26 protein-coding genes are annotated in these 24,176 nt (G+C 37.3%); 9 read left to right on the top strand and 17 right to left on the bottom strand.

The window, feature by feature from the left end:
* From ACIR310F_RS26305 to ACIR310F_RS0117895, 3 genes are all read right to left on the bottom strand, one after another.
* Positions 1-231: Eco57I restriction-modification methylase domain-containing protein (locus tag ACIR310F_RS26305; protein WP_414534268.1), on the bottom strand; the 231-nt coding region annotated here is incomplete at its 3' end.
* 224 nt (positions 232-455) lie between these two features.
* Positions 456-3,227, bottom strand: a complete 2,772-nt coding sequence (locus ACIR310F_RS0117900) for a bifunctional acetate--CoA ligase family protein/GNAT family N-acetyltransferase (protein ID WP_028085017.1) — start codon at positions 3,225-3,227, stop codon at positions 456-458.
* Positions 3,228-3,316: 89 nt separating this feature from the next.
* On the bottom strand, positions 3,317-3,784 hold the full coding sequence (locus tag ACIR310F_RS0117895) for a hydrogenase maturation protease (protein ID WP_028085016.1): 468 nt from the start codon (positions 3,782-3,784) through the stop codon (positions 3,317-3,319).
* A 125-nt stretch (positions 3,785-3,909) separates the two neighbouring features.
* Here ACIR310F_RS0117895 and ACIR310F_RS0117890 point away from each other — a divergent pair, with 125 nt between their 5' ends.
* Positions 3,910-4,305 carry an Alr5209 family pentapeptide repeat protein gene (locus ACIR310F_RS0117890; RefSeq protein ID WP_028085015.1) on the top strand — a complete coding sequence of 132 codons (396 nt, stop codon included), beginning with the start codon at positions 3,910-3,912 and terminating at the stop codon, positions 4,303-4,305.
* Positions 4,306-4,449: 144 nt separating this feature from the next.
* On the opposite strand, the gene ACIR310F_RS0117885 is transcribed toward ACIR310F_RS0117890, so the two are convergent.
* The 10 genes from ACIR310F_RS0117885 to ACIR310F_RS0117840 all read right to left on the bottom strand — a co-directional run bounded on the left by ACIR310F_RS0117885 (position 4,450) and on the right by ACIR310F_RS0117840 (position 13,185).
* Positions 4,450-5,028, bottom strand: a complete 579-nt coding sequence (locus ACIR310F_RS0117885; RefSeq protein WP_028085014.1) for a Uma2 family endonuclease — start codon at positions 5,026-5,028, stop codon at positions 4,450-4,452.
* A gap of 81 nt (positions 5,029-5,109) precedes the next feature.
* Positions 5,110-6,558: a Ni/Fe hydrogenase subunit alpha gene (locus ACIR310F_RS0117880; protein ID WP_028085013.1), complete on the bottom strand. Its 1,449-nt coding sequence runs from the start codon at positions 6,556-6,558 to the stop codon at positions 5,110-5,112.
* 86 nt (positions 6,559-6,644) lie between these two features.
* Positions 6,645-7,250: a CBS domain-containing protein gene (locus tag ACIR310F_RS0117875; RefSeq protein WP_028085012.1), complete on the bottom strand. Its 606-nt coding sequence runs from the start codon at positions 7,248-7,250 to the stop codon at positions 6,645-6,647.
* Positions 7,251-7,294: 44 nt separating this feature from the next.
* Positions 7,295-7,840 (bottom strand): NADH-quinone oxidoreductase subunit B family protein, encoded by a 546-nt coding sequence (locus ACIR310F_RS0117870; protein WP_028085011.1) that lies wholly within the window; start codon positions 7,838-7,840, stop codon positions 7,295-7,297.
* Positions 7,841-7,919: 79 nt separating this feature from the next.
* On the bottom strand, positions 7,920-8,636 hold the full coding sequence (gene hoxU, locus ACIR310F_RS0117865) for a bidirectional hydrogenase complex protein HoxU (protein ID WP_028085010.1): 717 nt from the start codon (positions 8,634-8,636) through the stop codon (positions 7,920-7,922).
* A 135-nt stretch (positions 8,637-8,771) separates the two neighbouring features.
* Complete coding sequence (locus ACIR310F_RS0117860; RefSeq protein WP_028085009.1) at positions 8,772-10,379, bottom strand: NuoF family protein; 1,608 nt, start codon at positions 10,377-10,379, stop codon at positions 8,772-8,774.
* Complete coding sequence (gene hoxE / locus ACIR310F_RS0117855; RefSeq protein WP_028085008.1) at positions 10,366-10,866, bottom strand: bidirectional hydrogenase complex protein HoxE; 501 nt, start codon at positions 10,864-10,866, stop codon at positions 10,366-10,368. The genes ACIR310F_RS0117860 and hoxE overlap by 14 nt, the downstream gene beginning before the upstream one ends.
* Before the next feature lie 97 nt (positions 10,867-10,963).
* The gene (locus tag ACIR310F_RS26300; protein ID WP_028085007.1) at positions 10,964-11,185 is read right to left on the bottom strand and encodes a hypothetical protein; all 222 of its coding nucleotides are present in this window, start codon (positions 11,183-11,185) and stop codon (positions 10,964-10,966) included.
* Between the two features lie 34 nt (positions 11,186-11,219).
* The gene (locus ACIR310F_RS0117845) at positions 11,220-11,741 is read right to left on the bottom strand and encodes a universal stress protein (protein ID WP_028085006.1); all 522 of its coding nucleotides are present in this window, start codon (positions 11,739-11,741) and stop codon (positions 11,220-11,222) included.
* Positions 11,742-12,063: 322 nt separating this feature from the next.
* Positions 12,064-13,185 carry a sensor protein KdpD gene (locus tag ACIR310F_RS0117840; RefSeq protein ID WP_028085005.1) on the bottom strand — a complete coding sequence of 374 codons (1,122 nt, stop codon included), beginning with the start codon at positions 13,183-13,185 and terminating at the stop codon, positions 12,064-12,066.
* A gap of 259 nt (positions 13,186-13,444) precedes the next feature.
* Here ACIR310F_RS0117840 and ACIR310F_RS0117835 point away from each other — a divergent pair, with 259 nt between their 5' ends.
* The 6 genes from ACIR310F_RS0117835 to ACIR310F_RS0117810 all read left to right on the top strand — a co-directional run bounded on the left by ACIR310F_RS0117835 (position 13,445) and on the right by ACIR310F_RS0117810 (position 18,787).
* On the top strand, positions 13,445-13,654 hold the full coding sequence (locus ACIR310F_RS0117835; protein ID WP_028085004.1) for a DUF2997 domain-containing protein: 210 nt from the start codon (positions 13,445-13,447) through the stop codon (positions 13,652-13,654).
* Between the two features lie 39 nt (positions 13,655-13,693).
* Complete coding sequence (locus ACIR310F_RS0117830) at positions 13,694-14,080, top strand: DUF1257 domain-containing protein (protein ID WP_028085003.1); 387 nt, start codon at positions 13,694-13,696, stop codon at positions 14,078-14,080.
* Positions 14,080-14,535, top strand: a complete 456-nt coding sequence (locus tag ACIR310F_RS0117825; protein WP_028085002.1) for a ferredoxin — start codon at positions 14,080-14,082, stop codon at positions 14,533-14,535. Before ACIR310F_RS0117830 ends, ACIR310F_RS0117825 begins: the two co-directional genes overlap by 1 nt.
* Before the next feature lie 1,035 nt (positions 14,536-15,570).
* On the top strand, positions 15,571-17,358 hold the full coding sequence (locus ACIR310F_RS0117820; RefSeq protein WP_035368373.1) for a WD40 repeat domain-containing protein: 1,788 nt from the start codon (positions 15,571-15,573) through the stop codon (positions 17,356-17,358).
* 196 nt (positions 17,359-17,554) lie between these two features.
* A complete protein-coding gene (locus ACIR310F_RS0117815) occupies positions 17,555-17,836 on the top strand; it encodes a YiaA/YiaB family inner membrane protein (RefSeq protein ID WP_028085000.1) in 282 nt (93 codons plus the stop codon).
* Positions 17,837-18,226: 390 nt separating this feature from the next.
* Positions 18,227-18,787, top strand: a complete 561-nt coding sequence (locus tag ACIR310F_RS0117810; RefSeq protein ID WP_028084999.1) for a Uma2 family endonuclease — start codon at positions 18,227-18,229, stop codon at positions 18,785-18,787.
* A gap of 45 nt (positions 18,788-18,832) precedes the next feature.
* Here the strand turns inward: ACIR310F_RS0117810 and pheS are convergent, their stop codons facing one another.
* Complete coding sequence (gene pheS, locus ACIR310F_RS0117805) at positions 18,833-19,825, bottom strand: phenylalanine--tRNA ligase subunit alpha (RefSeq protein WP_028084998.1); 993 nt, start codon at positions 19,823-19,825, stop codon at positions 18,833-18,835.
* 10 nt (positions 19,826-19,835) lie between these two features.
* Positions 19,836-20,036 carry a hypothetical protein gene (locus tag ACIR310F_RS25815; protein WP_155963896.1) on the bottom strand — a complete coding sequence of 67 codons (201 nt, stop codon included), beginning with the start codon at positions 20,034-20,036 and terminating at the stop codon, positions 19,836-19,838.
* Between the two features lie 15 nt (positions 20,037-20,051).
* On the opposite strand from ACIR310F_RS25815, the gene surE reads away from it, so the two are divergent.
* Complete coding sequence (gene surE / locus ACIR310F_RS0117800) at positions 20,052-20,846, top strand: 5'/3'-nucleotidase SurE (protein WP_028084997.1); 795 nt, start codon at positions 20,052-20,054, stop codon at positions 20,844-20,846.
* 157 nt (positions 20,847-21,003) lie between these two features.
* Here surE and ACIR310F_RS0117795 read toward each other — a convergent pair whose 3' ends face one another.
* Both ACIR310F_RS0117795 and ACIR310F_RS0117790 read right to left on the bottom strand, forming a co-directional pair.
* On the bottom strand, positions 21,004-21,579 hold the full coding sequence (locus tag ACIR310F_RS0117795) for a Uma2 family endonuclease (RefSeq protein WP_028084996.1): 576 nt from the start codon (positions 21,577-21,579) through the stop codon (positions 21,004-21,006).
* Between the two features lie 100 nt (positions 21,580-21,679).
* Positions 21,680-23,101, bottom strand: coding sequence for an NADP-dependent isocitrate dehydrogenase (locus tag ACIR310F_RS0117790; protein ID WP_028084995.1), 1,422 nt, complete (start codon positions 23,099-23,101; stop codon positions 21,680-21,682).
* Positions 23,102-23,378: 277 nt separating this feature from the next.
* On the opposite strand from ACIR310F_RS0117790, the gene ACIR310F_RS0117785 reads away from it, so the two are divergent.
* Complete coding sequence (locus ACIR310F_RS0117785) at positions 23,379-24,095, top strand: GUN4 domain-containing protein (RefSeq protein ID WP_028084994.1); 717 nt, start codon at positions 23,379-23,381, stop codon at positions 24,093-24,095.
* Positions 24,096-24,176: the final 81 nt, after the last annotated feature.

Raw genomic sequence — 24,176 nt, 5'->3', positions numbered from 1 at the left:
AATATCCATCTTATTCTTAGTCAATAAATCACTATATTCTGCAAAAAACTCCTTAGCTTGTGGTTTAAAAATCTCCCAAGGAGGATTACCCAAAATAATATCAAAACCACCCTGAGCAATAATTTGATCAAAATGATAACCCCAATGAAAAGGTTTTAATGCTTCCATATCAGCAATATTTAAAACCCGTTTAACAGGTTTACCCTTTAACTGCACTTCCTCATACTTAATCTTTAAATTACGAAATTCATCTAATAACAGTATTTTTTAACTTGACCGCGATTGAATTTCATAAAATGCACTCCTGGGATAAATCTGGTATAAACATAGATAATCTAATGTGATTATTATAGTGCTTCAGTCATAAACATATTAAATTCTTGTGGTGCGGGCATCTTGCCCGCACAAATTGTACCTCATTCTAGTTAAATGTGCTGTACCTTTTATCTGAAATTTTATGTGAGTTTAATTTCTGATTTCAAAACAGTTTGATCATCAGTATGTGAAATCTGAAAATCGAGTTTTTTACATACTTGCTGCATCACTGAATTATCAGCTAAGATGTCAGCATAGATACAGCAGATTTTCTCATTTTTACCAACTTCTAGTAATTTCCTGAGTAATTCCGTACCCAAACCTTGATATTGAAACTGATCACTCACAAGTATAGCAAATTCCGCACTTTTATTTTCATGTGATTTACTTAATCTTGCTACTGCTAATATTTCCCTGTTTTTTGTTTGAGGATTTTGGTATTCTGCAACTAAGGCCATTTCTCGATCATAGTCAATAAAACACATCCTGGTTAGTCTTTCATGGGTAATGCGTTGACTCAATTTAATTAAGTGGAAATAGCGGAAATAGACACTTTCTGCTGATAGAGTTTTGTGAAATTCTACCATTAATGGTTCGTCTTCAGGACGAATAGGACGAATAATAACTGGTATACCATTTTTCAATTGCCAATTACTAATATATTGACTAGGATAGGGACGAATTGCTAATTTTGGTAATTGATTTTCTGTCAGATCAGGAGAATGTAAAACTATTCTCGCATCTAATGCAATTAATCCTCTAGGATTTTCTGGAGTTGGAGGAAAAGCTAATAATGGATTAATATCAATTTCTTTAATGTCAGGTTGTTCTATGACTAATTGACTAAATTCTACCATTAATTGTTCAAGGGCAGAAATATTAATACTTTTGCGTCCTCTGACTCCTGACAATGCTTGATAAATTTTTGTTTGTTCCATCATCCGTCGTGCTAGGGTAGTATTAAGAGGAGGAAGTGCAAGGGAACTGTCCTGAAATATTTCTACTAGTTGTCCTCCAGTACCAAATAATAATACTGGTCCAAATTGGGGATCTAAACTACTACCAATAATTAATTCATAACCGTCTGTTTTTATCATTGGTTGTACAGTAACACCAAGAAAATCTTCTGCTTTTCCTTTCTCTTTTACTGATGTTTCAATATGCTCATAAGCAAGTTTTACAGCTTCCCCATTTTGTAAATTTAACTGCACACCTCCCACATCAGTTTTATGGGTAATTGTTTGAGAATATAGCTTTAAAACCACGGGATAACCAATATTTTCTGCACATTTGACGGCTTGGTCTGCACTTTTAGCAATGCAACCAACAACTACAGGAATACCATAAGCAGCTAAAATTTCTTTAGATTCAAATTCCGTGAGAATTGTTCTTTTTGCTGTTCTTGCAGCTTGCATAATATTTGTAATATTAGCACAATTACGAGTATTAACATCACAAATTAATGTTGGTAAAACCGGAGTTTCATAAATACCGCGCAGGTTATAACTCGACTTCCACATATAACTAAATACCCGCGCGGCTGCGTCAGGATAAGCATAAGTGGGAATACCTTGACTATTCAGAATTTGTTCTCCCGCAGCCACATCATTACCACCCATCCAACTAGCTAAAATCGGCTTATTAGACAGTTGCGCGTAGGCTTTTAATTGTACTGCAATTTGGGTAGGATCTGTCATAGATTGGGGTGTTAAAATTACTAATAAACCGTCACTATTGGGATCTTTGGTGACAATTTCTAAAGCTTTTTGATAACGTTGAGGGTCAGCATCTCCTAAAATATCAATAGGATTATTATGACTCCATTGTGGTGGTAAAATTTCATTTAAAGAGGTCATTGTTTCGGGGGAAATAGTTGCTAATTCTCCACCATTTTCAATTAAAGTATCTGTTGCTAATACTCCTGGACCACCAGCATTAGTTAAAATCGTCAACCGTGAACCCTGGGGACGGGGTTGTTTTGCTAATACTTCCGACATATCAAATAAATCGGAAATACTATTGACTCGTAATACCCCACAACGACGAAAAGCTGCATCTAAAACAGCATCACTTCCTGTTAATGCACCAGTGTGAGAAGCTGCGGCTTTAGCTGCGGCTGCGGTACGACCAGCTTTAATCACAATTATCGGTTTTGTTAAAGCCACTTCTCGCGCTGCTGACAGAAAAGAACGCGCATTCCCAATAGATTCCATATAAATTACAATACTTTTTGTCTGAGGATCATCACCCAGATAATAAATTAAATCACCCCAACCAATGTCTAACATTGAACCGATAGAAATAAAGGCACTAAACCCAACATTTTCTTTTAAACTCCAGTCCAGAATTGATGTACATAAAGCCCCGCTTTGGCTAATAAAACCGACATTTCCCGGACGGGCTATTTTACTGGCAAAAGTAGCATTTAACCCAGTGATTGGATTCATTACTCCTAAACAATTAGGACCAATAATTCTAATTTTTCCCCCTTGTGCTTGTTGCAGTATTTCCTGTTCTAAAACTAGACCTTTTTCTCCTGATTCCTTAAAGCCAGCAGAAATAATAATTGCACCTTTAATTCCCGCGTCAACACAATCAGATATAATTTTGGGGAGAGTTGGTGCAGGGGTAGCAATAACAGCTAAATCAATTTTTTCAGGAACATCAAATATAGTAGAATAAGACTTAATTCCTAATACACTATGACGGTAAAGATTAATAGGGAAAACAGTCCCTCCAAAGGGATTAGTAATTAAGTTCCAAAGTAAAGTTCGTCCCACACTTCCAGGTTTTTCGGTAGCACCAATTACGGCTACAGTTTGCGGTTGTAATATGGCATCTAAGGGATTAATTCTGCTCACTTGCAAGATATCATGAGCTTTATCGCTAGTTTTTTTAGTAAATATTTCCATTCATAACTCCGAGTGATTTGTAGTTAATTTTGTAGTTAATTTTGTAGTTAATTTTTATATTATATCGTTTCCCAGTCTCAAGTAGGATTTTATCCTCTACCAATAATATTAATTATTTTATTTAAAGCTATATTAATTCCTATTTCTGCTTTGGGGGAAAGAGAATCTCCTAATTCAAAATTAACCCCTGGTACTGTGACTAACCAAGCAGTTGGACAATAACCATAGAGGTATTTACTCAAAGATAAAAGCGATCGCGGATCACCAATATGTCCTAACATTATATTAGATAATATATGAGATATTGTATTAGATTCACTAAGCAATATAGACTTCACTTCCACATTTTCCGATTCTGAACTCATCATAGCATCTACAAAAATTGCTAAATTGACATTTGCTAAATTTACTGCTAATTCTGGAGTAAGTTGGTGAACTGCAAGAGATTGCACATCAGATAAATGCCAAGAATTGATAATATTGGCGACTTTTTGACCAATAGCATCATCACTGCGTAATTCATTGCCATAACCAATTATAATTGTAGTTACGCTCATTTCTATTACCTCCTTTATAAACTTATGTAAATAGGGTATTTATTTTTCGGCTCATCAGTTATATAATACGTTCAGGTGTATTTATAAAACCTGTAAAAATTTTAAATAAATTGCGAGGCTGTTTTATGCCCGAAGTGAATTTTCAAAAGTCAATTAATAGTGCTGCTAAGATTGTAGAAGAATATACAGCGGGAAAAAGAGACTTTGAGAGAGCAGAATTAAGCGACGCTAATTTACAGGGTTTGGACTTAAAAGGCTCTAATTTCAGCTATGCTGACTTGAGCAAAGCTAACCTCAGCGACGCTAATTTGCGAGGATGTGATTTGAGTTTTAGCGATTTGAGTCAAGCTAATTTACAAAATACAGACTTGCGAGGAGCGATGTTGATTTCTGCCAACTTGCGTACAGCTAATTTACAGGGGACGCATTTAGAAAAAGCAGATTATAACCATAACACCCATTTTCCTCCAGATTTTGACCCTATTACAGCAGGTTTAACCATGAGTCAAACATCAGTATAAATATTGATGCGGCTACATTAGCCGCTGATTATTTATACTTATATAAATATAACATTAATATAAATTGTCAAAAATAGGCCACAATATCAATTCAAAACTAAAATAACATATTTTCTCAATTTTTGCAAATTTTAATTTTATAACTCAATTTTTGACTGGAAATACTTTAGTTAAATCTAAAATTAATTCCGGGAAAGATGGCAATTTGACAGACTCATTAGGGAGGATAATTGATTTGTGACGATAGCCGAATTTACCTTGTAGATCTTGATATGGTTGACAATAGCATTCTAAATGATAGGCGATTAAGTTAAAGATCCAATAATCAGAAATACCGGCTTCTGCATATAAAGGTAACTTTACTTCTTGGTCATATTTTAAAGATGAATCAGCTACTTCAATAACTAGGAAAATATCAGATGGTGTAGGATGATTGAGAAAATAATCATCAGGTGTATTTTTAAGAATTGTTAAATCTGGTTCTGGTTCGCTATCATTAATAATAATAGGTTCTTGTCCGCGGATAGTAGCCTTTTCTTCCAGTAACTTGAATAACTCTCTATATAAACGAGTATTACAAACAGAATGTGCTTTACCTTTTGCAGCCATTTTGATAATTTCACCTTTAATTAGTTCAACTCTGTCATCTTCTGTGAAGAAGTCAAGGTCTGCTAGACGGTGATATTCAGTTATAGTAAAGCGTTTAGCAGTAGCAAGAGTCATAAAATTTGGGTAATATGAGTTTAGCTTAAATTATATCATATAAATACAAGTTTCAAGAAGTCGGGGATATAAATAATTAACTTAATCACGGCAAATTTGATTAATTACAGTGCCATTTTTATTTACTACTTCTATTAATAAAGGCATTTGTCCCATAGCGTGAGTAGAACAACTCAAACAAGGATCAAAAGCCCTAATTCCGGCTTCGACACGGTTTAAAATTCCTTCTTTTATTTCTTCTCCTTGGATAAAATGGCGAGCAATTTGGGCAACTGTGCGATTCATTGCTAAGTTATTTTGACCAGTAGCAATAATCAAATTTACTTTTAACATTAAACCGTTTTCATCAACTTGATAATGATGGAATAATGTCCCCCTTGGAGCTTCACTTACACCCACAGATTCCAAGCAATTAATCCCAGCTTCTGCCCGGAGACGAGTTGATAAAATATCAGGATCATCTAAGATAATTTCTATGTGTTCAATGGCTGCTAAAATTTCAATTAACCGGGCATAATGATAGAAAAATGATGATTTAACAGTGCCATTTTCATAACTACGAAATTCTTTTAATTCTGCGTCGGCTAAAGGTGTACCAATATGACTACAAATATTCAATCTGGCCAGGGGTCCAACGCGGTACATTCCACTATCTAAACGACAATGATCACTGCTATCGGGATAACCCAAAGGAAGATAATAAGGTGATTTTAAATAGGAGTCTGTTTGCACCGCTTCACCGATAAATTCATGATAGTTACTGGGGTCAAGTTTATCAGCTACAATATTCCCGGCACTATCAACAAATCGGATATATCCATCATAAGTTTCCCATAAACCATCAGGACTGACTAAACCCATAAATAAACTCGGAAAATTACCAAAAGTTTTAACTTCTTTTTGATAAATTTTTAACAACTTTTTAAACAACTCAATAGCATTAATTACCGTAGATTTTGCTTCAGGAATCCGTTGCTGAATATGGGCGCGATTTTCTTGGGTTAAAGGGTGACTTACGCCACCAGGAACAGCCCAAGAAGGATGGATTTTTTTCCCTCCTAATAACTCAATGATTTCCTGTCCAAATTGCCGTAAACGAATACCACCTCTAGCTAATTCTGGTTCAGCAGCAATTAAACCAAAAATATTCCGTTTTTCTGGTGCGCTATCCATGCCTAATAATAAGTCGGGAGCGCTCAGGTGAAAGAAGCTGAGGGCATGGGATTGGACAATTTGACCCAAATTTATCAAACGACGTAATTGAGAAGCTATTTTAGGGATTTTCACCGCTAAAATCCCATCTCCTGTTTTGGCTGAAGCTAACAAGTGACTTACCGGACAAATACCGCAAATTCTAGCAGTAATTCCCGGCATTTCTGGGAAAGGACGACCAACACAAAACTTTTCAAAACCGCGAAATTCAGTGACATGAAATCGAGCATCATTTACCTGACCTTCATCATCTAGATAGATGCTAATTTTGGCATGGCCTTCAATGCGAGTTACGGGGTCAATAATGATTTTTTTCATATTTTTTTATAATCATAATTTAGTTATTGGTGATCACAGGGAATAGGGAATTGGGTCCGCGCAGACAGACTTTGTTTAGCCGCAATTTAGAATCGCCAGGACTCTAATTCTGGATATTCATCACAATAATCTTCAAAGGCAGTTTTTAGGGGTTTTTCGGCCCGTTGGTGAGCAATTTCGGCTTGTATTTCTTCTACCACATCCCAAGCGGCTGCACATTCTGTGGAATTAACACCTTTTTCTGCACAAACAATGCGAGCTTTTTTAATTTCATCTTGTAATTCTTGTTCTAACAAAAATGAGCGTGGTTGTTCTAAACAACTACTCCGGGCTAAAATGTCAGTTAGGGAAATAATTCCTAATAGTTTACCACTAATTACCGGCGCACGTCGCAGATGATGGTTAGCAAATAATCTGGCTACATATTCTAAACCTAATTCTGGATTGACAACAATACAAGGTTTAGTCATAATTTCATAAACGCGGACTTTATTCGGGTCTTTGCTATAGGAAATTACCTTATAAACAATGTCACTTTCTGTGATAATACCATAGGCATCTTGTTCATGACGACGATTTACAATTAATGCTCTCCAATCTCTAGAACGCATTAAATCAACTGCTTCTTTTGCTGTTGCTGAACTGCGAATCATTGCTACATCTTTAGTCATAACATCAGCTGCTGTTAACATAATTTACCTCCAAGATAATTAAAAATCCAAAATTCAAAATTAAATTAACCAAACTTAATCATTTCTCGGCCGATAATTTCCGGCTTTTCTCCTTTTAATAAAGGTGAAATTGCGGCGCGAATACGATCTGCTGAAGGTGGACAACCGGGTAAATAAATATCTACTGCGACTACTTTATGTACGGGGACAACTTTATTTAATAAGGGAGGAACAATTCCCGGAGAATTAGGGATTTGTTGATGAATATTAGCCGCTTGAATATAAGCTAATTGTAATGCCGGTTCTGCACCACCAGCAAGATTGCGTAAAGCAGTAACATTACCAGTAACAGCACAATCACCAAAAGAAATTATGGTTTTAGTCCGTTCTCTAATTTTGTAAATTAATTCTAAATGTTCTTCATTGGCTATAGCTCCTTCAACTAATACTAAATCTACATTTTCTGGATATTCTTTAATATCAGCAATGGGACTATAAACTATATCTACTTGTGCAGCTAAATCTATTAACCATTCATCTAAATCTAGGAAGGACATATGACAACCAGAACAACCACCTAACCACACCGTTGCTAATTTAATTTTAGTCATTTTTTTTAGATTTTTAGATATTTAAAATTCATGTATTTCTCCCTTTGCGGCTCTGCGCCTCTGCGTGAGATACTAGATATTAAAAATTCCATTGTTTTTTAGTTCGTGCAGTGACTAAAAATTCAATTTTCCCCCGATCATGTTTCATTTCACTAACACTTGAACCTTTATCAAATAAAGCTCCTGTGGGACAAGCATTAACACATTTACCACAAGAAGTACAAGTTTGAGAAGTTCCCCAGGGTTGGTTTAAATCAGTAATAACATGAGATTTTGATCCTCTTCCCGCCATATCCCAAGTATGAGCGGCTTCAATTTCATCACATACTCGCACACAGCGAGTACAAAGCACACAACGATTATGATCAATACCAAAAAGATGATGAGAAGTATCAACAGTTCGCTGGGGAAATTGATATTCTAATCGCAGATGATCCATACCCATTTCTATAGCTAAATCCTGTAATTCACAATTGCCATTAGCAACGCAAACTGAGCAAATATGATTACCTTCAGCGAATAACATTTCTACAATTATACGCCGATATTTCTGCAAGCGATCGCTATTTGTAGTTATCTCCATTCCTTCTATTACTTTCGTCATACAAGCAGGTTGTAATTTATTACTTCCGACAATTTCCACTAAACATAAACGACAAGCGCCCACATCTCCCACACCTGCTAAATGACATAATGTAGGAATATGAATACCTGCTTCCTGTGCTGCTGTCAATAAGGTTTCATCTTCACGAGCGCTAACTAATTCGCCATCTATTGTTAAAGTTTTTACGGACATAATGATTTTCTCACGGGTAATAAGTAATTTGTAATAAGTAATTGGTAATAGATAAAGAACGGTAAAGAATGGATTGCAAATAATTAACAATGTATTGCTAGCAATTAGCAATTGATTATTACCAATAATTAATGACTAATGACCAATGACTAATTGCAAATACTCATCACGAAAATAACGCAAAGTGCTAAAAACTGGATTTGGTGCAGACTGTCCTAAACCACATAAACTAGTATTTTTGACCATATCGCTAAGTTCCTCAAGTAAATCTAAATCAGCCAGTGAACCTTCTCCCTTGGTAATCTTCGTTAATAAACCGTATAATTGCACAGTACCAACGCGACAAGGAATACACTTACCACAGGATTCATCCATGCAAAATTCCATAAAAAAGCGAGCCACATCTACCATATTTGTGGTTTGATCCATAACAATCATCCCCCCAGAACCCATGATTGAACCCAAGGCCGTTAAGGATTCATAATCTACAGGTGTAGCAAAAGCGGAAGCCGGAATACATCCCCCTGAAGGACCACCAGTTTGTACAGCTTTAGCAATACCACCGTCTGGAACACCTCCGCCCATGTCTTCAACAATTTCCTGTAAAGATGTCCCCATTGGTACTTCTATTAAACCCGTATTACGGATTTTGCCGGCTAAAGCAAATACCTTTGTACCCTTGCTTTTATTAATACCAATACTAGCAAACCACTCTGCACCTTTGCGGATAATGGGTGCGATATTGGCAAAGGTTTCCACATTATTAATTAAGGTGGGATAGCCCCATAAACCCGACTCAGCAGGGTAAGGAGGACGGGGATGAGGGACACCGCGTTTACCCTCAATAGAAGCCATTAAAGCCGTTTCTTCACCGCAGACATAAGCCCCAGCCCCAATGCGGATTTCCACTTTAAAATCGAAGGGAGAATCAAATATTTGCGAACCTAAAAATCCCAAGTGTTGGGCTTGACGAATAGCAATTTCTAGCCGTTTAATAGCCAGAGGATATTCGGCTCTAACATAAATATAGCCTTGATTTGCCCCAATGGCGTAGGCGGCGATCGCCATTCCTTCCAAAACTCGATGGGGATCACTTTCCAATACACTCCTATCCATAAATGCACCGGGATCACCCTCATCAGCATTACAAATAACAAACTTTTTTTCAGTATGAGATTTGGCCACAGTCCCCCATTTTAAACCAGTAGGATAACCAGCGCCCCCGCGTCCCCGTAAACCGCTTTTGGTAATAGTTTCTACCACCTCCGTGGGCTTCATTTCCCGCAGCACTTGGTAAAGGGCTTGATAACCCTTAGCCCCAATGTAAGCTTGAATCCGTTCGGGGTCAATTTTACCACTATTTTCTAGGACTATGGGCAATTGGCGACTAAAAAACGGCTGGTTTAAATCACCTGCTTGTAAACTTGTTACTTCTCCATTCAACCCGCGAATAATTTCTGGAGCATTTACCGGTGTCACTTTTTCATACAACTTTGATTCTAGAGGATTTGCCCAATTTTCCACCTGAACCAAAGGTCCTTGACAACAAAGACGCATACAACCCACACCCGTAACTTGCACAGTATCCTGTAAATTCTCGGCTTTGATAACTGCTGCTAAATGGTCTTTAACAGCTTGGGAATCAGAAGAAAGACAAGCCGCAGCAGTACAACAGCGAATTTCCACAGATTTTCGCTCAGAAAGTTCCTTTTCGGCAATTTCTAATAATTCATTTAGTTCCATTTTGCCACCATGCTCCCACTTTTTCGCACACTGACTCTGGGGTTTGATTACCTAGAACCACACCATCCAGGGCTACTGCCGGAGCAACTCCACAAGCCCCTAAACACCTAGCTGTCATTAAAGAAATTTGACCATCTGTGGTAGTTTCTCCTGGATGAATTTGCGTCAGTTTTTCCACTTGTGTTAAAATCTTTTGAGAGTTTTTAACATAACAAGCTGTACCCGTGCAAACCACACATTTATGAACTCCTTTTGGTGCGAGGGAAAACAAATGATAGAAAGTAGCTACTCCATAAACCCGACTGGGTGGTAATTTCAGGCTATGGGAAATATAAAGCAATAAATCCGCTTCTAAATAACCAAATAATTCAGAAGCACGATGGAGAATTTCAATGAGTGCATCTTGTTGATATTGATGACGCTTAATCGTAGCATCTAATATCTTTAAACGCTTATCTCCTGAAGGACACGAAACAGCAGTTCTCATATCTTCCTTGCCCTAAATTCCTCAAACTCTTCGCGCCTCTGCGCCTCTGCGCCTCTGCGTGAAAAAAAATTTATACTTTCATTCACCAACGCCAAAATTATACCAAAACAATGCGATAGCGAGCTTTATTTGCTACCACCCTATCCATGGCTGCATTAATTTGGGAAATCGGTATAGTTTCAATCATATGACACAAGCCATTATGGGTAACTGCGATTTCGACATCATTGCTACCTAAAGGGGCTGGTTCATATTCCCAGGGTTGTAGCTTTTCCCCTGGTTTTAAAGATGCGTAGCCTTGGAACTTTAATTCTACCATTTTGATCATCCTTTGGAAAGACAAATCAGAGTAATTACTGATTACTTACTACTTCTTCCTCTTGTGTTTTAGCACTTACTGGTAAATGTACAATCTGCACTGAACAGGGGGCATGATGTAAAACATAGTTACTTTGACTACCGAGAAAAAACTCCGCCAGTCCAGAACGTCCCCGTCTTCCCATCATAATTAGATCAGCATTCCAAGTTCTAGCCAATTCACAAATCATTCTTCCTGGATTACCACTATTTTGAGTAAATTCCGTATTAATACCTGCTGTATTGGCTTGGCTACTCAATGATTGTAACATCTGCAAACCTTCATTTTTAAATTTTTCCCAGTGTTCTTGGTATAATTTAAAGCTCTCCTCATTCCACCCTGGATAATAGTCAATATTTGGGAAAATCAGGGCTTCAGGACTACCATCTTCTTCATGTGATAAAACGTGCAAAAGCATCAATTCAGCGGATGTTAACTTTGCTAAACATAGTGCTTGATTAAATACTTCTATACCCATCTCCGAACGATCTAACGCTGCCAAAATTCGTTTAAACATATTCACCTCAATATTAAATTGCTCATCAATGATAATGACTATACTCAGCTTTTTAGGTTAATTTTTAGTAAAAATCAGCTTAATTTTCACTATCAATTTTATCCTCAAAGAATTTAAAAAACTTCTGAGGATAGATTTTTAGGTGTTACTGAATTATTAAAGACGTGATGAAATTATGAACTGTAAAGACTTTCTCTTTAAACTTCTTAAAGAAATCATTTTAGTAAAGTCTCTACAGAATTTTTTTCAGGTCTAATATTCACCCTATAAAGAAAATAGCAAAATTCCATCCTATTTTAGATAGATTCACAAAAATTAAAATTTATTTCTCAGTAGCAATAATGTGTAAATCTATATGTTTGTCCCCAATTAACTCCAATAATCGTTCCGTAAAAGAGCGTTTAAAAAATCTTTTCCATCGTGGCTGCCGACTTTCACCAATAACTATCTGGGTGATATGATTAATTGTAGCAACTTCAGCGATCGCTTTAGGAACATTGTAGCTCTTAACATGAAGAAATTCACCAGCAAATTCTCGGCACATTTTCTCACAGGTATCAATATGTAAACTTTCTTCTTTACTGAGAAAACGGTCAGGATCTGCAATAAATAAGGTATAAAATCTGGCGTTCATATAATTTGCCAGTCGCGCTCCACGCCGTAATAATTGAATCGAATTTGGATAAGTAGATACACATACCAAAACTCGTTCATGGACATTGCGAAGTTGTGGGGAAGAAATAGAGGTATTTGCTTCTTCTTCAACGGTATCAGCAACTTCTCTCAATGCTAATTCCCGTAAAGCAATGAGGTTACGACGCTGAAAAAAGTTTTCTAAAGATTGCTGAATTTTATCAGCAGCATAAATTTTACCTTCCCGCAGCCGTTCTTCTAGAGTTTCTGGAGTAACATCAATCACAACAACAGCATCAGCTTCATCTAAGAGAATATCGGGAATACGTTCTCGCACTACAACACCCGTAATTCTAGCTACCAAATCATTCAAACTTTCCAAATGTTGAATATTGACAGTAGAATAAACATCTATACCTGCTGCTAAAATTAATTCCACATCTTGATAGCGCTTCTCTCTAGGTGAACCTGGTATATTTGTATGCGCTAATTCATCAACTAAAACCAATTGGGGAGAACGGGTTAAAATTGCCTCTGTGTCCATTTCCAGAAGGTTGATATTTTTGTGAATATTCGCTTTTTTAGGAATTACCTCCAGACCTTCTGCTTTTATAGCCGTTTCTTTGCGTCCGTGAGTTTCCAAAACGCCAATAACAACATCAATACCCTCTTGTTTAAGTTGATGTCCTTCCTCTAGCATTCTGTATGTTTTCCCCACACCAGGGGCCATACCAATAAATATTTTATGCTTTCCCCGTCGAGAAGGTGAAATATTGTAACTGTTAGGAGGTAAACTAAGAGGTGGATACATAAATTAAATTCAATAGTAATAATTTTCCCTTTTTGTACATTTTTACATATCCATAAAAATAATAATTTTCGTAAAGATTCCCAAGTGTGTATATTAAAATATGAGAGACTATAAAAAATTTTGATTTAAGATTTGGGTTATCAAACCCGTCTTCCCTAAGACGGCTTTTAGTATCATCATATTTTGTGGGAGATTAATCAACCACACCGGGATAAGTCCCGAAAAATTCAAGTGTAGTATCGAGGTTGGCTTTCAGAATATGGAAACATTAGAATTCATCATTTATCCAGACGGTCGAGTCCAAGAAAAAGTCACCGGTATTATCGGTGTCTCTTGTGCTGAAGTCACAGCAGCTATAGAAGCCCAGCTAGGAAGAGTGTTGAGTCATGAGCCAACTTCTGAGTTTTTTGCCACCAACAACACAGAAAATACTGTGACGAATACGCAAACTGTCCACAGCCAATGGTAAATTATCCAACCAATTAATTTTTTTTGATTACAACCCACTATGTCACACTTTAGCCAAATCAAGACACAAATCCGTAATCTAGAATCCTTGCAAGATGCCCTTTCCGCATTGGGAATAGACTGGAAACCTGGACCTAGTGAGGTACGCGGTTATCGTGGTCAAACTCAGTCCGCAGAAGTAACAATTGAACAGGAAAATGGTTATGATATCGGTTTTAGATGGAATGGTCAAGAATACGAATTAGTTGCAGATTTACAATATTGGCAGCAAAATCTATCTGTAGATGGGTTTTTGCGTCAAGTTACCCAAGGTTATGCTTATCAAACGGTAGTTAAAGAAACTACTAAAGTAGGCTTCCAAGTAGCTGAACAACAAAAAAATGAAGATGGTTCTATCCGTCTAGTAGTACAACGCTGGAGTACGTAATGCTTGAGTTTCTGCCGTCACGAGAAGAACAAGAAGATCACCGTTCTGGCTTAGAACCAGAACTGGGGAGTTTTTGGCAAGATATTCCTGAACGTTCTGGGTTAGAACCGGAATTAGGCGGTGTGGTTCGGCAGAAAGGCGTTTATGTAGATGAAATTACTTGTATTGGCTGTAAACATTGCGCTCATGTTGCCCGTAATACTTTCTTCATTGAAGAAGATTATGGGCGATCGCGTGTAATTCGTCAAGATGCGGACACAGAAGAGATAATTCAAGAAGCAATAGATACCTGCCCTGTTGATTGTATCCACTGGGTTGACTATACTGAACTGAAAAATCTAGAAGCGGACAGAAAATATCAAGTAATTCCTATCGCCGGTTATCCAGTACAACATGGTGTAGCCACGACAGAAAAACGCCGGAGGAAACAAAAGTTACAAAAATCTAGTTCTTAAATTACCCACAATTTCCGTAATTACGCCAAACAGCAGGAAAGTAGGTGTAATTCATCAATTACTCCTACTCCAAAATAGCTTTTATCCCTAGTTCACGTCGGTTATTAGTCAAATCTGGTCTAAGTAAGTTCTATTCTTCAAATATAAGAAACATAATAAAAAATATAAAAAATAATAAGTAAAACTTATGAATCGAAAAAAATCTTTTTTTGGGTTGAAACCCATTGACTTTTTTCTCTGGAAGTGATATTTTTATAATGGGAATATATCCCTAAATAAAAATTTTGCTTACATCCGATTATTAACAATATGAACATATTACCACAGCTAACCCCGTCTTAACACCTTTCACTCTGAAAGCGAATTTTAAAAAAATTATGAAATTCTAAAAACGAATAATTTAAACTTATCAATTATTGGAAAATATGCAGAAGAGAGGTTTAAGAGAGTAATGATACATTCTCAGTGCGGTTATAATACAGAAAGTTCAGCTTGAGTGAGGTACACTTTGTGCGGGCAAGATGCCCTCACCACAAGAGTTTTATCATTAATATCTGTACTTCATAATATCGGAAACTGCTGTATTTCTAATCTCACTTGGTTACAGGGATTATAAGATAAACGCAGATAAACGCGGATATGTACCTCCGTGGATTAGGAAATGCTGTCAATTACAGCTGTATTTTGGCTGAGAATGACAACAAAGCGGTGGCATAGGTCTGAAAATAAAAAAAGTTTTCTCTAAAGTTGCACACTTCTAGAAGCAAGAGAACTGTTTCTAGGGAAACAGTAAATTATTAGTTAAGGTAGTTAGAATTTATGGAAATCATGGAAATTATCGAAATCTCCCCCACTACATCTTAACTAGTGCTTAATCACCTGACGAGTTGATATTTACCATTCAATGCGGCTAGTTTTTGTATCCTATTAGACTGTAATCATTTCTTAGTTCTTACTTAACTAAAGGTTATCAATTGAATAATTGTATTGTTAAAAGTTATCTTGGGTATGCAATGGCGTGCCACTATCATACAGATGAATTGGATTAGTTTACTAAAAGCGCAACAAACTGACTTCTTAAACCGTGTCAAAAAACCGAAAACTGCGGATATTTCTCTTTTAGAAAGTCAAGTTAGAGGTTATCACAGTGAAGTCATGGCATTTACGGGGGAGTCATTAACAAAGATTCTCGAATGTTCCCGTCAGCAAGCCGAAATTCTCGCCAAAAATCCGCCACCGATACCACCTGAATATCCTGAATATCCTGATTGGATAATTCCCTTTCCTACCTATTTTCAACGTCAAGCTGAGGATTATCTAGTTCGTGAACAAATTGTAGATCGGATGATGACAGAACGGTTAGGAAAATTGGTGAAAAAAGTGCCACAAGACACTTTAGAAAATATGGTTTTAGATGATGAGGGAAATTTAGATAGTCAAAGTAAATTTACTTATTTATTGACTCATAATCCAAAGGTGAGTATTCAAATTCATGTAGCAGATGGAGAAAGTTTTAACAGCATTAAAAAAGATAAAATCCGTTGGTCTGTTAGTCAAGAAGATATTAATAACCACCAGGTATTAATTTTTCTGTGTTTGTTTTATCCAGCAAATACACAATTAGGATCCAAAAAACAAACTGTGATTACTGGTTTTTTACCCACAAATCAACTAGAATTTCCAGAATCAAAGACTTATTTAAATCCTAGTAGTTTGTTGTATGCAGGGGGATTAAATTGGTATTTACAATCTCTTGGTGAAAAACAAGATGATGTACCAATAACTGATGATAAAACGGTAGTGGAGACAATTCAAACCTTACCATCAGATCATCCAAAAAAGAAAATTATTGGTGATTGGGAATACTGGCAAACATTGAAAGGACATACTAGAGGTATTAACTGTTTAGCCTATGCTATCAAAACTTTGGTAGTCAAAGAAGTAAGGTGTAAAAACGTCAAAACCATCCCAATTTTGGCTAGTGGTAGTCGAGGAGAAACAAAATTATGGGATTTAGCCAAAGGTGAATTAATTGAGACATTATCAGAATATCCTTGGGTGGTTTCTGGCTTAGTAGATGAAGTTAATGCTTTGGCTTTTAGTACCGACGGGCAAACATTAGCGACTGTAGGTGCAGATTCCACGGTGAAAATCTGGCATACCGGGGCGTTAGACTTAATTGATATCCTGTATAAACATCGTGGAGATGTGCGTTGTGTGGCGTTTACACCCGATGGTAAGATGTTAGCAACAAGTGGCCATGATCGCAAGATCTTATTTTGGAATTTGCGCGATCGCCAAGTTGAAAATACGGTATGTTTAGATGATACAGCAGCCCATTCAATGGTGTTAAGTCAAGATGGCAGAACTTTGATTACGGGTAGCTATCGCAAAATCAAAGTGTGGGAAACATCCTCAAAACAAAATCAGAAAAATTCCCAAGATCCACAACCAATATACACCCTAATGGGTCATTCTCACATTGTTAGTTCCTTAGCTATTAGTGCTGATGCTAAATTTTTAGTCAGTGGTAGTCAAGATCAAACTATTCGAGTTTGGAATTTAGCTACTGGAGAATTAGTTCATACTCTCAAAGGACATCGAGATAGTGTTAATGCAGTTGCTTTAAGTCCTGACGCACAAATTATTGCTAGTGGTAGTGCTGATAAAACCATCAAATTGTGGCATTTACAATCTGGGGAATTATTAGGGACATTTACAGGTCATACTCACACAGTGACAGCTTTATCCTTTACTGATTCTGGGGAAATGTTAGTTAGTGGAAGTTTGGATAAAACAATTAAAATTTGGCAGCGAAGTTAAGTGAAAACTATGGTTATGTCTACAAGTTTGTGCCATTTGCAAAACTGGTACAAATTTTGTACCAATAACTACTGTATTTGCTGCCCTTTTCGTAATTTTAATTGAGTACAGTTACCGAACTGGTAGGTTACTCTCACCAGATTTTTTACTAATAAATATAATTATGTTATTAGCGAATAATTAAAAGGTGAGCAAGATGCAAACATTTAATCAACAAAAAGATAGTCCTGCTTGGATTTTTCAAACATGGGCAGCTTTTATTATGTCTATTTCCATAACTACTTCTGGTATTATCAATTTACCCACAGACAACTGGATAAAAGCATTTATGGGCATGGGTTTAGCTTTTTCTGTTGGTTCTACATTTACTTTAGCAAAAACTACCAGAGATTTATATGAAAATAAAAAGTTAATTTCCCGTATTGAAGAAGCAAAAGTAGAAAAGTTGCTTTCTCAACATGATGCGATTATAAAATGAGAACTTTTTCTCATAACTGGTTTGATAAAATAGTAAAAATCAGGGGTTTAGCATTACTAAGCCCCTACTTAATTAATGATGAATAATTATCGCAAATTACATAGAATCTTTAAATATTTGGAAGTACCATAACCTAGCTATATTTCCACAATTCCCCCCCAACAACATTGAATAGAATTGAGGTAATTGAGAATAGACTTAGATCCCATAAAAGCGGAATATAGCTACCAATGATAGAACCGAAAAACATTCCGATACTGATAAGTAATTTATTCACGCTTTCTTTGCTAGTTATCACACACCCAATGTACTTGATTTTATAGATATTTTCTGAAAACTAATTTTGAACATTATCGTTGATAATATAACTATGCTTTCTAGTTACCAATTATGACTATAGCCACTGAACGCCAGATTACACTAGAAGATTTTGTCAAGTTACCAGAAACTAAACCAGCATCAGAATTTATTAACGGGGAAATCCTACAAAAACATAAGCCACAAGGTGAACACAGTCGTCTACAGATTAAATTTTGTACCAATATCAATCAAGTAGCAGAAACGCCAAAGATTGCTTATGCCTTTCCAGAACTACGTTGTACTTTTGGTGGTAGTACCATTGTGCCTGATATTGCGGTGTTCCGGTGGGAGAGAATTCCCAAAACTGAATCTGGGAGAATTGCTAACCGTTTTGAAATTCATCCTGACTGGGTAATAGAGATTCTTTCTCCTGAACAACCACAGAAAAAAGTCTTAACTAAATTATTGCATTGTTCCCGCCATGGAACTGAATTAGGTTGGTTATTAAACCCAGAAGAAGAAAGTGTATTGGCTGTCTTTCCTGGACAAAAAATAGAAATATATGAAGGTGACGATAAATTACCAGTTCTAGAAAATATAAATTTAGAATTAACGGTTAAACAGATTTTTGGTTGGTTGAGTTTTGGTTGAGTTTTAATTCATAATTATCAAAGGCGGGATTTTCCCGCCTGAATATTAAAACTGTTGTAAAAAGCGTAAATCGCTATTATACAAACGACGAATATCATCAATTTGATGTAACACCATGGCAAAACGTTCTACACCAAAACCGGCAGCAAAACCGCTATAAACTTCAGGATCATAACCTACAGATTTCAAAACATTGGGGTCAACCATACCGCAACCCATAACTTCTAACCAACGTCCTTTCCATTGTAAATCTACTTCGGCTGAAGGTTCAGTAAAAGGGAAATAACTAGCGCGAAAACGAATTGGTAAATCGCCAAATATTGATTGTAAAAATATCTTGACAGTTCCTTTCAGGTCTGTAAAAGTCAGTCCTTCATCTATGGCTAAAAGTTCAATTTGATGGAAAACTGCTGAGTGGGTCGCATCTACATCATCTCTGCGATATACTCGACCTGGGGCAACAACTCGAATGGGTGGTTCTTCCTTTTCCATGTAGCGAATTTGCACCGATGAAGTATGAGTTCGCAGTAAATTACCATCTGGTAAATAAAAGGTATCCTGCATATCACGGGCTGGATGATCTGGGGGGGTGTTAAGAGCTTCAAAATTGTAGTAATCTGTTTCCATTTCTGATCCTTGGGCAACGGTGTAACCCATGCCGACAAAGATATCTAGGGTTTGGTCAATAATGCCATTGAGGGGATGAATCCGACCTTGGGGACGGTAAATACCGGGCATGGTGACATCTATGGTTTCAGCCTCTAGCTGTGCCTGAATTTGCGCCGCTTCTAAAAATGTGCGTTGTTGGTCAAGACTGTTTTGAATAGCTTCTTTAACAATATTAGCGATCGCCCCAATCTTAGGACGTTCTTCTGCACTCATTTGCCCCATACTTCGCAATAACGCCCCCAATTGCCCCTTTTTACCCAAATAGTTAACTCTGAGTTCTTCTAGGCGTTCTAGGGTATTAGCAGAAGCGATCGCTGTTTCTCCTTCCTGGCGTAATGCTAAAAGTTGATCCTCTAAATTGTTAGTCATTAGTTATTAGTCATTGGTGATTAGTCATTAGTCTATAGTAGGGAACAGGGAACAGGGAACAGAGAATAGGGAACAGGTGACAGGTAATATTATTTCCTAATGACAACTGACAACTGACCACTGACAACTGACAACTGACAACTAACAACTGACAACTAACAACTGACAACTGACCACTGACAACTAACAACTGACAACGGACAACTAACAACTGACAACTGACATAATGAAATTACTAATTAGCAACGATGATGGAATTTCTGCTTTGGGTATTCGTACCTTAGCCAACACCTTAGCAGCAGCGGGTCATGAAGTGACAGTAGTTTGTCCAGATCGAGAGAGGTCAGCCACAGGACATGGATTAACCTTACTGCAACCAATCCGCGCCGAAATAGTAGAATCTGTTTTTGATCCTGATATTAAAGCTTGGGCTTGTGATGGTACACCTTCAGATTGTGTAAAATTGGCATTATGGGCTTTATTAGATTCTCCACCGGACTTAGTGCTATCTGGAATTAACCAAGGCGCAAATTTAGGGACAGAAATTCTCTACTCTGGGACTGTTTCGGCAGCAATGGAAGGGGTAATTGAAGGTATTCCTAGTGTTGCGTTTAGTTTAACCAGTCATACTCATAAAGACTTTCAACCAGCGGCTAAATTTGCGGAAGTCTTAGTTGCCAAAATTGCCGCCCAACCACTGCCAGAATCAATGTTACTTAATGTTAATGTTCCTCCTATATCCTGGGAAGAAATTGCTGGTGTTACCTTGACAAGACAATGTGTCAGACGCTACGTGGATGTTTTTAATAAGCGAACTGATCCCAGAGGTAAAACTTACTACTGGTTAACTGGAGAGGTGATAGAAAATCTAGAACCACCCCTAGAGTTAAATTTACCAAAGGACATCCCTCTTGATATTCATGCTATTGAAAAGAATTATATCAGCATTACGCCTTTACAGTATAATCTGACCTATGGCTATGGACTGAATCAGCTATCTACATGGGAATTTAACCCCTAAGTTTACACATATTTGATATTTGTCAGAAACATATTTTCAAAAATTAAATGTGTATTTTCTAGAACCTTTGTAGAGACTTGACCCTAAAATGTCATTTTTACCCATTTCAGGTTTATTTTAGCGCAAAGATTGGCATGGGGATAAAGTATTGGGTATTTTAATAACAATCTAAATTCAAACTAAATCCCGGTAAGATATCTTCTCCTAATAATTTTGTAGGTAGATTTCGCAATTCTACATCTTTTCCTAAACGATAAATTTCTACTTCTTGTTGTTGAGGATTTATTAACCATGCCAGTTTTACTCCTGCATCCATATATTCTTGCATTTTCTGATGCAGAGTTTTTAAATCGTCTGTTGCTGACCTTAATTCAATGACAAAATCTGGTGCAATGGGGGGGAATTTGCGTTTTTGTTCAGGAGTGAGTGTTTCCCAACGTTCTTTTTTAATCCAAGCTGCATCTGGAGAGCGATCGCCACCATTTGGTAATTTAAATATAGTAGAAGAACTAAAAGTGTAACCGAGTCCTGTTTGCCGATTCCAAACACCTAAATCAATAATCAAATCTGCCTCTCGATTACCGCTTTCTCCTCCCACTGGTGGCATAATAATTAATTCTCCCGTAGATGTGCGTTCAAGTTTTAAATCGCCGTTTTTTTGACATAGTTGATAAAACTGTTCATCGCTAAAATTAACTGTGTTTAAATTTAGTTTGAAAGCACTGATTACCATACAAATAACCTAGTTAGTGATTGTAATCCTCATATTTTCTAGATCCCCGACTTTATTAGGAAGTCGGGGAACTCAACACTTGATTTCAGGATAACAGAAATTAACCGAAATGTTTGATAATTGCGTCAGCAAATTCAGAACATTTTAAAGGTTGTACAGGTGGTTCAATTAACCGCGCTAAGTCATAAGTAACTTGACCATTGGCGATCGCATCACCTAATCCTTTTTTAATCAAATCTGCGGCTTCTTGCCAACCCATATATTCTAACATCATCACACCGGAAAGAATCACAGAACCGGGGTTAATTTTATCTAACCCAGCGTGTTTTGGTGCTGTACCATGAGTGGCTTCAAAAATCGCGCAGGAATCGCCAATATTTGCCCCTGGACCCATGCCTAAACCGCCAACAATAGCAGCAGCAGCATCAGATAAATAATCACCGTTCAGGTTCATTGTAGCCAGAATAGAATACTCATCTGGACGAGTTTGAATTTGTTGAAAGATACTATCAGCAATGCGGTCATTGACCATGATTTTCTCTTGCCATTTGCCATTGCCGTGGCTTTCCCAAATTGTATTCAGAACTGTTTCTACTTCTTTGACAATTTGGGCTTTTTTCTCTGGTGTTAAAGCATCAAAACCAGGATCAATTTGACGGGCGTTTTCTTCTGCGGAAATATTGGGATTTTTCTCTTTATTTCCTAATATCCAAGATTCCCGTTCTGTAACAGTTTCTTGACGAAATTCCGTAGTGGCCAGTTCATAACCCCAGTCACGAAAAGCACCTTCGGTATATTTCATAATATTGCCCTTATGCACCAAAGTGACTTGTTGCTTATTTTTAGGCAATAACAAAGCGTGTTTAATCGCCCGTCTAACTAAACGCTGAGAACCAGTTTTACTGATAGGTTTGATACCGATACCAGCATCAAGGGGAATTTGCTTTTTACCATGCTCTGATGTAGCAGGTATTAACTCTTCGTTAAGAATCTTGATGAGGCGATTCGCTATTTCACTACCTTGTTTCCACTCAATTCCCAAATAAATATCTTCCGTATTTTCCCGATAAACAATTACATCCAACTTTTCAGGAGTTTTGTGGGGAGAAGGAGTACCCGCGTAATAACGACAAGGACGCACACAAGTATACAAGTCAAAGATTTGGCGTAATGCAACATTTAAAGAACGAATCCCTCCACCAACGGGAGTAGTCAAAGGTCCCTTAATCGCTACGCCATATTCTTTAATAGCCGTCAATGTATCCTGGGGTAAATATTGATATGTACCGTATAAATCACAAGCTTCATCACCAGCATAAACCTTAAACCAGCTAATTTTTCTTGTGCCATTATATGCTTTTGCGACTGCGGCATCCAGCACTTTTTCCGTTGCAGGCCAAATATCTATACCCGTACCATCACCGCGAATAAATGGGATAATGGGATTTTCAGGAACAACCGGTTCACCGTTTTTGAAGGTAATTTTTGCGCCGGTGGTGGGAGGAGTAATCTTTTCGTACATAGTTAACACATTCCAAATAGAAGAAGTTCACCAACTTAGAAGTCAGGAGTATTTATGCTGTCACTCCTGGATCATGTAACTCCTTAGCTGATAAAGTATTGTGGACTAGGATTTCACTAAAGCCACCGGAGGTGATTTTTTCAGATACACATTCCGGGGTTTTCCAACTTTCCCCAAGATTTGGAGTAAACTACTTTTCGCTATTTGTGCTTCATTTTGTAGAATAACCGATAGCAATAGATAGTTTATTCACGCTCACGCTAACACGAGTAATGGCATGACAGACCCAATGATTGTATCAGGCACTACAAATGATCTTGACTCCCTCCGCCAAAAGTTAATCGCTGGGTCCGAAAAAGTCCAACAACAAATCATCCCGCAGTTAGCTGACTTGGGTAATGATGGGTTAGAGATATTGAAGGAATTTTTGCTGAAACGTCGTGACCACCCAGCAACTTGGATTGATGGCCAAGTCTACCAAGTCATTTACAATACTGATGCACCGACAAGTCAGGAATTTCTACAAACTAACTTTCCTGAAGGAATTGTACCTCTAAAATCGGACTGTGGGATCAGTTACAATTCTTTGCAAAAGCTACTTGTAAATCAAGATTTTCAAGCAGCAGACCTCTTGACAATTCAGAAGATGTGTGAAGCAGCAGGTCCTCAAGCAGTAAAGAGAAAATGGCTATACTTCACAGAAGTCGAAAGTTTACCAGTTCAAGACCTACGCACCATTAATCAACTTTGGGTAGTTCACTCACAAGGTAAATTCGGCTTTTCCGTACAACGAGAAATTTGGTTAGGTTTAAATAAAAATTGGGTTAACCTCTGGCCGAAAATCGGCTGGAAGAATGGTAATAACTGGACAAGATACCCCCACGGGTTTACCTGGGATTTAAGCGCCCCTAAAGGTCATCTACCCCTCTCTAATCAACTGCGTGGGGTGCGGGTGATGTCTTCTCTGTTGTGTCATCCTGCTTGGAATAAGTAGGTGTTTTACTATATTTATTTTTGTGGTCTTGTTATTTTGACGAGACCATTCTTTTCTACCATTAAACTGCACACTCTAAAT

The organism is Dolichospermum circinale AWQC310F, from assembly GCF_000426925.1.
Taxonomy (GTDB): Bacteria; Cyanobacteriota; Cyanobacteriia; order Cyanobacteriales; family Nostocaceae; genus Dolichospermum; species Dolichospermum circinale.
This window is presented reverse-complemented; position numbering and strand designations above follow the sequence as displayed.